This window comes from Shewanella sp. SW24 (assembly GCF_025653395.1).
Taxonomy (GTDB): Bacteria; Pseudomonadota; Gammaproteobacteria; order Enterobacterales; family Shewanellaceae; genus Shewanella; species Shewanella oncorhynchi.
The window spans coordinates 157,506-169,033 of sequence record NZ_JAKKSH010000011.1; the positions used below are offsets into that span (position 1 = coordinate 157,506).

7 protein-coding genes are annotated in these 11,528 nt (G+C 44.4%); 4 read left to right on the top strand and 3 right to left on the bottom strand.

Annotated features, from left to right (window positions below; all coding sequences use genetic code 11):
* The first annotated feature begins 153 nt into the window (after positions 1-153).
* The 3 genes from L5M17_RS11375 (at position 154) to L5M17_RS11385 (ending at position 4,480) form a co-directional block, all read left to right on the top strand.
* The gene (locus tag L5M17_RS11375) at positions 154-1,551 is read left to right on the top strand and encodes an amidohydrolase (protein ID WP_263147488.1); all 1,398 of its coding nucleotides are present in this window, start codon (positions 154-156) and stop codon (positions 1,549-1,551) included.
* Positions 1,552-1,688: 137 nt separating this feature from the next.
* Positions 1,689-3,020 carry a M16 family metallopeptidase gene (locus L5M17_RS11380; RefSeq protein ID WP_263147491.1) on the top strand — a complete coding sequence of 444 codons (1,332 nt, stop codon included), beginning with the start codon at positions 1,689-1,691 and terminating at the stop codon, positions 3,018-3,020.
* The gene (locus tag L5M17_RS11385; RefSeq protein ID WP_263147494.1) at positions 3,017-4,480 is read left to right on the top strand and encodes a M16 family metallopeptidase; all 1,464 of its coding nucleotides are present in this window, start codon (positions 3,017-3,019) and stop codon (positions 4,478-4,480) included. Before L5M17_RS11380 ends, L5M17_RS11385 begins: the two co-directional genes overlap by 4 nt.
* Positions 4,481-4,555: 75 nt before the next feature.
* On the opposite strand, the gene L5M17_RS11390 is transcribed toward L5M17_RS11385, so the two are convergent.
* Positions 4,556-6,583 (bottom strand): alpha/beta hydrolase family protein, encoded by a 2,028-nt coding sequence (locus tag L5M17_RS11390; RefSeq protein WP_263147497.1) that lies wholly within the window; start codon positions 6,581-6,583, stop codon positions 4,556-4,558.
* A 212-nt stretch (positions 6,584-6,795) separates the two neighbouring features.
* Here L5M17_RS11390 and L5M17_RS11395 point away from each other — a divergent pair, with 212 nt between their 5' ends.
* A complete protein-coding gene (locus tag L5M17_RS11395) occupies positions 6,796-7,347 on the top strand; it encodes a hypothetical protein (protein ID WP_263147499.1) in 552 nt (183 codons plus the stop codon).
* Between the two features lie 435 nt (positions 7,348-7,782).
* On the opposite strand, the gene L5M17_RS11400 is transcribed toward L5M17_RS11395, so the two are convergent.
* The gene (locus L5M17_RS11400) at positions 7,783-9,216 is read right to left on the bottom strand and encodes a hypothetical protein (protein ID WP_263147502.1); all 1,434 of its coding nucleotides are present in this window, start codon (positions 9,214-9,216) and stop codon (positions 7,783-7,785) included.
* A gap of 15 nt (positions 9,217-9,231) precedes the next feature.
* The gene (locus L5M17_RS11405) at positions 9,232-10,230 is read right to left on the bottom strand and encodes a hypothetical protein (protein ID WP_263147504.1); all 999 of its coding nucleotides are present in this window, start codon (positions 10,228-10,230) and stop codon (positions 9,232-9,234) included.
* Between the last annotated feature and the right edge of the window lie 1,298 nt (positions 10,231-11,528).

Consider the following 11,528-nt stretch of genomic DNA (forward strand, 5'->3'; position numbering starts at 1 on the left):
CTGGATTCCCGCCCACAAGCATTGCGGGAATGACGGTTAAAGACAGCCTCTAATGAAGCACAGTCTCTTTTACCTTTATCACTAAATCTATTAACAATTCCTCCTTGTCCGTGTAGTTTAGGTAGCTTATAAAAACAACAATAGGCTATCGCTATGACTTTACCCTCTGTATCACTTGCTGCATCAACATCATTTGAATTTAAGCCCCTAGTAAATAAATCCCGTTTTTCCAAGACCTTACTCGCGTCGGCCTTAGCCTTGAGTTTTATGGGCACGGGTTTTAATTCGGTACAAGCGGCGACCAGTGCTATGCCGGATGCGGCTAAGTTGGCGGCGGGTGTGGAGCAAAAGGTGATCGACTGGCGTCGTGATTTGCATCAACATCCTGAGTTGTCTAACCGTGAGTTTCGCACCAGCAAGATTATTGAAAAACATCTGAAATCCTTAGGATTAGAAGTACAAACGGGGGTGGCGCATACGGGCGTGGTGGCCATTTTGAAAGGCGGGAAGCTGAAAGGCGGCAAGCCCGGTCCCTTGATTGCGATTCGGGCGGATATGGATGCCTTGCCTGTGACTGAGGTGGTTGATTTGCCCTTTGCCTCTAAAGCGACCGATACCTATCGTGATCAAAAAGTGGGGGTGATGCATGCCTGTGGGCACGATACCCATGTGGCAATGTTGATGGGCGTGGCTGAAAACCTCGTGAAAGTGAAAGACAGCCTCGCGGGTGATGTGATGTTTATCTTCCAACCTGCCGAAGAAGGCGCGCCAGACGGGGAAGAAGGCGGCGCAGAATTGATGCTAAAGGAAGGGCTGTTTGCTAAGCGTAAACCTGCCCAAGTGTTTGGTATGCATGTGACCTCGAGCATGCCGAGTGGCATGATTGGCCTACGCAGTGGCCCTGCGATGGCGAGTGAGGATTCTTTTACCATCAAAGTGAAAGGCCGCCAAACCCACGGTTCGCGCCCTTGGAATGGGGTCGACCCTATTGTCGCTGCGGCGCAAATTATTACCAATGTGCAAACGATCGTCAGCCGTCAGGTGGATATCACTAAAGCCCCTGCCGTGGTGAGTTTTGGTGCGGTTAATGGTGGCATACGCTCTAATATTATTCCCGATGAAGTCGAGCTGATTGGTACTATTCGCACCTTCGACCAGCCCATGCGCGCCGATATTAAAGTGCGTTTAGCTGAAATGGCCGAGCTGTCGGCGAAAACCCTTGGTGCGACCGCGACCACAGAGATCCAGCCAGGTTACCCTGTAGTGGTCAATAATCCCGAGTTAGTCGCTAGTATGAGGCCTGTGCTTGCCAGTGTGGTGGGCGATAAGATGCTGATTGAACCTGGGTTAATCACAGGTGCCGAGGACTTTTCCTTCTATGCCTTAGAGTCTCCTGGGATGTTTTTCTTCCTCGGGGTGACACCAAAGGGAACGGATCCAGAAACCGCGGCCAGCAATCATTCTCCGGCTTTTTATGTAGATGAAAGCGCGCTAAAAGTGGGAGTTGAGGCCATGACTAAAGTGGCGTTGACTGCGCTAAATGCGCAATAAGTCGGACAGACGTTATTCCGTAAGCTCTTCGGTATAACTTGAGCTTACAAAAAATCGGCGCTGGATACGCTTTCTGCGCTTGATTTGTTAAACAATTTACCTCTATATGTGGATATTTACAGCAAGGAGCAAACCAAATGAAGCGCACGCTATCGGCTCTTGTGTTGGCCATGGGACTTTTGACTCCCCTAAGCCAAGTACAGGCCACCACGGCAGAAGACATTAAGAGTTTCACGCTAGATAACGGCATGAAAATCATGGTGCTAGAAGATGCCTCAATTCCCAATGCCAACATGTATTTATTTTGGAAGGTCGGTTCACGTAACGAAGTGCCCGGCATTACCGGTATTTCGCACTTTTTCGAACACATGATGTTCAACGGTTCGAAAAAGTACGGCCCAAAAATGTTCGACCGTACTATGGAAGCCGCAGGTGGCGCGAACAATGCGTATACCACTGAAGACATGACGGTTTATACCGATTGGTTCCCCGCCAATGCGCTCGAAACTATGTTCGATCTCGAAGCTGACCGCATCGCTAACTTAGATATCAACCAAGCCATGGTCGATAGCGAACGTGGCGTAGTGCAGTCGGAGCGTTCCACTGGCTTAGAAAACTCTAACTGGAATGCCCTCGAAGGCGAAATCAAAGGTGTGGCGTTTTTAGCCCACCCTTATTCGTGGTCGGTGATCGGCCATGAGTCGGATATCGCCGCTTGGTCGCTGGAAGATTTAGTCCAGTACCATAAAACCTATTACGCGCCGAACAATGCCGTGGTCGTGATTGCCGGTGATGTAAAGCTTGCCCAAGTAAAAGCCTTGGCAGACAAGTACTTTGCGCCTATTCCGGCACAGACTCCGCCTAAAGCGATTCGCACTGTCGAACCTGAGCAAAAGGGTGAGCGTCGCACCTTTGTGCAAAAGGCATCGGTCAGCACACCTAATGTGATGTTGGCGTATCACATTCCAGCGGCAACTCATGCGGATTTTTATGCGCTGGACTTATTAAGCTCGATTCTAAGCCAAGGTAATAGCTCGCGTTTATATCAATTATTGGTTGATAAACAAGTGGCCTTAGAAGCGCAAACCTACATGCCGATGTCGGTCGATCCTAACCTCTTCTATGTGATGGGTGTTGCTACACCTGAGGTGAAAGCCTCGACGCTGGAGCATGCGTTGATTGAGCAAATCGATGCGATTGCGGCCCAAGGTATTACCCAGCAAGAATTGGATAAAGTTAAAAATATTAAGTTGATGGATTTTTATCGCTCGATGGAAACCATTAATGGTAAGGCTAATACCATAGGCACCTATGAGATGTATTTTGGCAGTTACGACAAGTTATTTAATGCACCTGAAGCCTATAACAAGGTGACGCCTGCGGATATTCAACGAGTTGCCCAAACCTACTTACGTAAATCGAATCGCACTGTGGCTGTGCTGGCGGCAACTGAGGAGTCTTCCCTATGAAATCGACAGCAGTGAAATCACTTAAGATGGCATCACTTGGGAAATCGTCTAAGTTAATGGCAGCATTGGCTTTAGGCACAAGCTTAATCATAGCGGGCTGCGCGGCGACATCGGCACCAAAGCGGGTCGATACTGGCAGCTTTGCGATGCCAAGTTACGATAAGTTTGTGTTAGATAACGGCTTAACTGTGTACTTAATGCCGCAGCGCGAAGTGCCGTTAATTACCTTAAATGCCGTGGTACGCGCCGGTGCAGTGAATGACACCACCGCAGGCGTGGCACAAATGACAGCAGAAGGTTTGTTGTTAGGTGCGGCGGGGAAATCTAAGGCGGATATCGAGCAGCAAGTGGATTTTCTCGGTGCAAGTTTAGTGGCCGAAGCGGATAAGGAAGGCAGTTATCTGAGTGCTGACTTTATGGCGAAGGACATTGACTTGATGCTGGGCTTATTTAGCGCGGCGATGTTAACGCCTGATTTTGATGCCGCCGAGTTCGATAAACTCAAACAGCGCGCGATTGCTGGGCTGCAGCAGGATAAAGAAAGCCCGCGGGCGGTGATTGGTCGCTACTTCGATAAGCTCGTATTCGGTGCCCATCCTTATGGCAATGCGGCTTCGGGTAACCGTGATTCACTGGAGCAAGTGACAGTGTCGCAGTTGCGCGCCTTCCATAAGAGTTACTATCAACCTTCCAATACCGCGATAACTGTCGTGGGTGACTTTGATGTGGCGTCGATGAAAGCCAAGCTGACGCAAACCTTTGGTCAGTGGCAGGGCAGCGAAAAACTGGTGCAGCCTGATTTAAACCGAGGTTTGCCTCAGTTGACCGAGGCCAAAGTCTTGTTGGTGGATAAACCCGATGCTATCGAAACCACCTTTGTGATCGGCGGTTTAGGTATTAGTCGTGACAATCCAGACTATGTAGGTTTAACGGTAGTGAACACTATTTTAGGTGGTCGTTTTACCTCTTGGCTTAACGACGAGCTGCGGGTGAACGCAGGCTTAACCTATGGCGCACGCTCAGGTTTTAGCCCTTATACCGATTCGGGCGTATTCACAATCAGCACTTTCACTAAGACGGAAACCACTCAAGAAGCGATGGATCTAGCCTTAAAAACCTATGCACGTTTATGGGAAAAAGGTGTAGATCAAGCGACCTTAGATTCGGCTAAAGCCTACGTTAAGGGCCAGTTCCCGCCTCAGTTTGAAACCTCAGGGCAGCTGGCGGGGCTCTTATCTGGCATGTATCTATACGGTTTCGATGATAAGTTTATCAATGAGTTCCAAGCTAAGGTGGATGGTTTGACCTTAGAAGAAACCCAAAGGTTAGTGAAAACTTACTTCCCGCAAAAAGATCTGCAATTTGTGCTGATTGGCAATGCGGCTAAGATTGCACCGATTGCTGCTAAGTACGGCAAAGTGCAAACTGTCGATATTAACGCCACAGGATTTGGCCAATAAGCTATCATTGCGAGGCTTGATTCAATAAAGAAAAGGTCTGCATAGTGCAGACCTTTTGCTTTTCTGTTCTAGGTGCTATTGCGCGCCCGGCTTAGCATAATGGGTCATCCAATCCTTCACTTGATTATACCAATAGATAGAGTTATTGGGTTTCATAACCCAATGATTTTCATCGGGGAAGTAAATCATCCGTGATTCCACATTGCGAGTTTGCAGGGTGCGGAACAGTTCAAATCCTTGTCCCACAGGTACCCGGTAGTCGAGCTGACCGTGGCTGACTAAGGTCGGAGTGTTAAAGTTAGCTGCAAAGTAATGCGGAGAAATGGCTTTATACAGCTCAGGATTATCCCAGTAGTTGCCAAATCGGGTGCTGTGCACGGCAAAATCCGACGCCATTTGTGAATACATGTCGTAAACCGCAGCGTGGATCAACAAGGCTTTAAAGGGATGTGGTTGGCCTAAAATAATTGAGGTCAGATAACCACCGTAACTTGCGCCACCCGCCACCATGCGGTCGCTGTCTATCCAGCTTTGCTGTTTAAACCAGTCGGCAGCCTTGAGCACATCTTCGAGGGATTTATTCTTCCAATCTGGGTTAATCGCATCGGCAAACGCTTGTCCGAAGCCGCTAGAACCATGGAAGTTTGGCCAAGCAGTGACATATCCCCAAGAGGCGAAGGTTTGTGCGTTCCAACGGTAATGGAAACCGTTAGTAATGGCGTTGTGTGGCCCGCCGTGAACTAGCATAAAGAGTGGATATTTTTTACTGCGATCGAATCCGGGGGGATAGTGAACCCACATTTGAATATCTTGATCTTGATATCCCTTGTAGGTCACTGATTCGTAAGTGCCTAAATCAACATCTTTGAGAATATCGTCATTAAAATTCTCTAGGCGTACCGTCTTACCATTGCGGGGATTAATGCTGACCAAGCGCGCTGGGTGCAAAAAGCTCTCGTTGGTGGCAATCAGTTCACCGTCTTTGCTTATGGCGGGTTGGCCAAAGTCAGTTGCCTCTGTAATGGCTTTGACTTTACCGTTTTTGGCATCGATATGATAAATGCGGTTAGTGGCGGCATCTTCGATGGTGGCATAAAAGCCTTTACTGTCGGGGGTCCAATTAAATTGGCTGACCGAACGATCCCACTCTGGTGTTAGCGTATTAAGTTTACGGCTATCGATATCCAGTAACATCAGCCTTGAAGTATCGGCATAGAAACCGGGGATTTTCTGACGGGTAAAAGCCAACGTTTTGCCATTGGGGCTAAAGCTGGGATCAGCATCAGCGGCTTGATTTTCTGGGGTGATATTCTCTGCTTTACCACTGCCAATCGTCGCAAGGAAAATATCCAGTTTAGGGTCGATACGGTTGTCTGAGCCATAAGTACTGAAGGCAATTAAGCGTTCATTAGGCGAAATATCGTAACTTGAACTGCTTTGGCTCGAGCGTGGTAACTCATGGCCGAGTGCTTGCGTCACGGCTTCGACTTCGCCGCCCGAAGCGGGGAGCCTAAATACATGGGCTTGGCGACGTTCATCTAACCAGTGATCAAACTGAGCGTAGGGCAAAGCGTTCCACTGGCGAGCGGAGACCTTATTGTCTTCGTCGGCTTTTAGTTGGGTCTTCATCTCGTCCCATGTTTGATTTGGGAATATATTGCTGATGAAATACAAATGCTTGCCAACCCATTTAATACCATTTACGCCAGTAGGTATGTCGGTTAAGCGCTGCGCTTCACCCGGACCGTCCATAGGCAATAGGTAGATTTGGCCTGCGTCGTCTTCATTTCGCTCACTCACAAAGGCCAAGGTTTTGCCGTCGGGCGAAAACACGGGCTCGCTCACCTTTAACCCTTTGACTGTAATCGCGCGATTATTTTTACCTTCGCCATCAAAACGCCATAACTGGGTCGAACCTTTATCTTCCTTCAGATCATATTCTGTGACTGGCGCAATAATATGCTCACCAGAGGGCGATACGACTGGGCTACCAATACGCTTAAGTTGCCAGAGCAATTCCACCGAGAGCGGTTTACCCTGCTCCGCAAATGCTGAGCCGAATGGCATCAACAGACAGAGCAATAAGATTCCTGTCTTCTTCACTGTGAGTCTCCTTATCATACATATAGTTATAATGATTTTATTTGTGGTGCAGATTCGAGAGTATAGAAACCGAGCATGAAAGCAAACTGAGTGATAACCCATAGCGGGGCGCTTTGTGTAAGCATCTGTGAATGGTTGTCGGCTAATTGTGATTTGTTGATGACAGAATTACAGGCTAATCTAGGGTGATATTTCGGCTGAGGACTAGGTAGATGCAGAATAAAATCAACCGATTAAGACTATTATGGGGAGTGACAATTGCACTGAGTGCTACTATTCCTCTGGCTGCGCACGCGGCTAAGATAAGTTTTAGTGAGTTTTGCCCTCAGTTTACCGGTCAATGGGGAGGCGATGCCGCCAAAGTGGGGGAAGTGCCACGAAAAGTCACAGTCACCGGATTTTGCTCCCATGATAAGCGGCAGCTGTTATTGTCTGTGAGTGTTGGCACGCGTGCGCCCTATAGTGAAACCTGGTGGTTTAGGGAGCAGGGCGAGCAAGTGTTGTTGACCTATTACGATGGCGTGTCCCAAGAGAAGCAGCAGGTCTTTAGCTTATATCGTCAAAATGGCGATTATTCTTTGCTGGGTGAGGGCGTGGTGACTGCTCGGTCTGCGTTAATTCAATTACTGTTCGAGGCAAAGGGGGCGGGTGCTCAAGCTAACGCATGGCAATGGACGCAGAATATTCAATATTTAGACGATGATGTTGATCGCTATCAGCTTTTTCGCGGGATAGAGATGACGCCAGTCGCGCCATCTCAATAAGTGTACTAACTCATACACGAACTGGCAGTTTTGATTATGTAGTACGACCTTGGCTGTATACCCATGCAATTCATTTTGGAATAGAAGAACGTTAAATATAGAAGGGCGATCCATGGTATTTGCTCGACGACACGCAGCGAGTCCATCCGTGGATGCTCGACCGCCCCATCCATGGGGCGGACGGTCGTCTCGCTAATCACCATGGATCTCCTGTTTAACATCGGTGTAGCCTGTTTGTTTTAAAAAAGATATGTGACTCGTTTTTGGACAAAATCGTGTTAGGTCATCAGCTATAACAGGTGAGTTTCACATAAAAATTTCTATGGGGTAACACCCTTTTAAAGTGTGAGCAACGTAACACCGTTGCTCCCTTAAACTCTAAACGCAACTCATAGTAAAAACGCCATGCTTTGCGAATCATTCTTAAACGGTTTATTAGTTGCTTGTGAGCCTATCATTTCCAAATAAGTGCATTGCTGACGACGCCCCAGGACTTATATAAATAGACTCAATATACAAATTCGCTTTGTTAACTGAATAAGAAATCGTGTTACCATTTTCCATGCTTCTAATAAACTTTTTCATCCAAATGCCAGGAATAGATACATTTAAACTCCAACTTGGCGAAATAACAGCCTGATACCCACTCTGTAATAACCTTTTAACCAACGTGTGTGTACTATTTGAATAATAATTTTCAACAATACTACCAGCGTGACAGACAAACATAATAGCAATTTTTCCGGTACCAAATATTTTGTCCATATTGTATGCTTTCCCATCGGATGGATATAAACCTCGAAATCCTGAATTGCCGTCACGACCACCATGAGACACAAAAACATTAATGTCGGAACAAGGATTAGGAATCAACCCTTCTTCATATACAACTTTAACATTATCTAAATTTTCTTTTATTTTTGCAAATGCAATTGAAATCGCAATATCACCTTCAACTATAGGCGCCCAAACATTGATTTTTTGCAAGTCCACCTTTTGTTCTTCATACTTTACATAATTATCAAAAGATAAAGGTGATGATACTGCTTGCTTAAGCCCTAAGATTTCACCTTCAACTTTTATCAAATTATGTGGATAAGACGAAAACCCCACATCACTGAAAATAACTATTTCACGAGAAGAAAGTGGAATATTAAACTCTGGTAAATTGTCCACTATAGAACACTTTTCCTTTTGCCAGATGTCCTCTCGAGTTATAAATGGACTACCTGTGACTGGAGAGTCATTGAAAGCCAAATCTTGTAGACAATTTTGAATCCACTCCTTAATTTCCTTTTTACTTGTTGATTTAATGTAATCGCAAAACGTGAAGCTACCATGTTCAAAAACAACAGCATACACTCGCTCATTGTTCGTTCCAATCCATAAAAACTGTGAGTTATTTACCGCCAACCTATCATTGACGTAATTTAAATAATCTCTAAATCTTGATGAGTTTTCACCCTCTAAATTAAAAGTTTGATGAATTGTTCCACTAATTGAGTCAATTGTATTGCCGACAAAAGAAACACCTGCATCCGAATTTAATTGATGTCCTAATAGAACACCTTCAACATCATATTTATTTAGTGAATTTTCGATAACTCTATTAGCAGTAACTATCAACTGATTTACTTCATGAACATAATCGGCTCTGTTCCTTGTTCTAGAAAGATTAACGAGCCCATCAATTAATGCTTCTCTCCCATCTGGATTTTCCTTTAATATTTTTGCTTTAATACCTTTAACTTCTTCCATACTAAGCATATGTTCAATAACACATTCAAACTCCATAACATCAGTCTTATTTTTGTATTCTTCTTCAAAGAGAACCTTTATATTGCAAATTAACGTAAACCATGGAATCAAGGATGCTTTTCCGAATCATAATATTTTATCTTTTTTAGTCTTTAGATAAATATCAATGTCTTTAATAATGCTAGAATCGCTCTCCATTATTTTCATATAAAACATAGCAACATCTAGCTTTTGTTTATGGTACTCATCAAGATTCAGACCCGATATATATGCCTTATATACATCTTTTGCTAGCGTAAAAAATCTAAAAGTTCTCAAAGCCAAAAATGTTGCAATATAAGATTTTTCAATTAGCTCTTCACAAATAGATTCTTCACCGCAAAGTGATGTATAGAGTAGACAACCATGTAATAATGAATCTATAATATTGGTCTGGCTAGTGTAAATAGAAAACCTAGCATAATGACCATAATATAGAACATTGTAATTATGGGAGCACATTAATGCTTCTTCTGCACAGTCACGAGCTTCTTGATATAAACCATCCATATTCATGCGTTCCAATATAGAACTAAACTGTATGAAAAATTCATGTTGACAGTTGTATTTTTTTGACAAAACCTTAGATATTCCAATACAAATTGCCCTGGGAGGAATTTCTGCGTTTAACTCACGAATATTTATTGGCTCACTAGCATACATATTCAGCATATCCCTAGTACAACAATATATATTTAGTAGTTCTTTTTCATCTAAAACTGGAAGTTCAAAATCTAGAATTCTAATCCCTTTTTGTTCACAAGATTCAAAACACCTTTCAAAATACTTCATGAAGGGTTCAATCTCAATTTCGCACGATAATTTTATAGATTTGTAATTTGGTTTATAGCTAACAGCCTCAAGCTTATTTAAAAGTAACATCAGTAAATAAGGAATCGAACTAGAACCTAACTCATGCAGTTCATATGATAAGTTTGCTGAAGTCTGCCTTAAATCATTGATCTCTGCATCGTTTATAAAATATAATATTTCATCAATTTTACTTAGTATTTCATCATCAACATCATTACCTAACGACACTTTTTGAAGAAATAAATTTTTTAATTCTATAATTTTTTTGTTCACTACAATAACCTATCTTTATATTGAGCTTCAAAGCCCTAAGTAACCATGAAATTTAGTCACTAAAATTGAAGGTATTAACAACTAACTTCTTAGTATTTATGCGCTGCGATGTTTGCGGGGCATAAATCGCTTGTTCACTAAATCTCAAATATGGCCGCTGCCACATCCGTGTAAATGGGTATAAATGATGCTATAGGAATTTGCTTTTTTGCGGTAGCGGTTTTTTATACAGTTTGGTAGGTAATTACTTGATATTGTTTTAGCTTTCTCGTTCTTTCTCCTTTATTTTTGCTAATGAATCGCTATCTAACAACTCAAAACTCCAAGGAATACACCTCCCCTCGGAGTTGCCGCAGGGCATTTGCGTTCGTTGCGTGAGCGAGGCATGGATGCCGAGATAGCGTCAGTCGAATCAGGGACGAGCGTCTGACGCGATAGCATAAGAACGCTTAATGCCCAAGGGGCTTTCAACTCCGTTAGGGGCGTCTTGGAGCATCCAAGGAGGATAGGACGAGCAGTCCTCCTTGGTCGGGTGTGGGGGGAAGCCCCACGACTTTGATTTTGATTAAAAAAATTCAAACTACGGAAAAGATGGGATACATAACTTCTAAATCTAACTATCAACTTTTCTATAGGCAGAGCTTTACTTGGCCTATTCCCCTTTTGAACTGCAAAACACACTTTGGGGTAATAGCTTTTTAGCTGAATGAAAAGCGAGTGGCTTAGTGAGGATTGGCATTGTGCAACAGTGACCGTTGGCGGCATGGATGCAGCCGTCGAGCCCTCAGGGACGAGTTCATGGCGTGTCACTGGGGAAGCAATGACAATTCATACTGCAAACTGACGATAAAGTTATCTTGCTTTGGGGCAAAAAGCTTTTAGCCGGATGAGCAGTTCAATAGTCGTTAAGATTGGCATTGTTGCAACTGTGACCGTTGGCGGCATGGATGCCGACGTCGAGCCCTCATGGATGAGTTTATGGCGTGTCACAGGGGAAACAATGACAATTCACTCAGTACACCTAATGATAAAGCTAACTTGCTTTGGGGCGTGCGACGTGAAGTCGTATGAAGCGCTGTTCACCGCTTAACGAGTGAACCATCTGTATCACCAGATGAACCTAGGAGCCTGAATAAAGTAGCGGCTCTGACAATGTAACGAAGATTGGTCTTTGACCAATCGGGATATGAACCGCGAGGGGATGATCCTCCTGATAACCACAAATCGGGTGAGTGCTAGGTAGTCAGTATGATGAATGTAAGTGAATCCGCGTAAGGTGCGTTATGCGATGAAACAGC

What these genes read in the sequence shown, in the direction of transcription:
- L5M17_RS11385 (WP_263147494.1), top strand. Translation starts at nt 3,017, where the DNA reads ATGAAATCGACAGCAGTGAAATCACTTAAGATGGCATCACTTGGGAAA.
- L5M17_RS11380 (WP_263147491.1), top strand. Translation starts at nt 1,689, where the DNA reads ATGAAGCGCACGCTATCGGCTCTTGTGTTGGCCATGGGACTTTTGACT.
- L5M17_RS11375 (WP_263147488.1), top strand. Translation starts at nt 154, where the DNA reads ATGACTTTACCCTCTGTATCACTTGCTGCATCAACATCATTTGAATTT.
- L5M17_RS11395 (WP_263147499.1), top strand. Translation starts at nt 6,796, where the DNA reads ATGCAGAATAAAATCAACCGATTAAGACTATTATGGGGAGTGACAATT.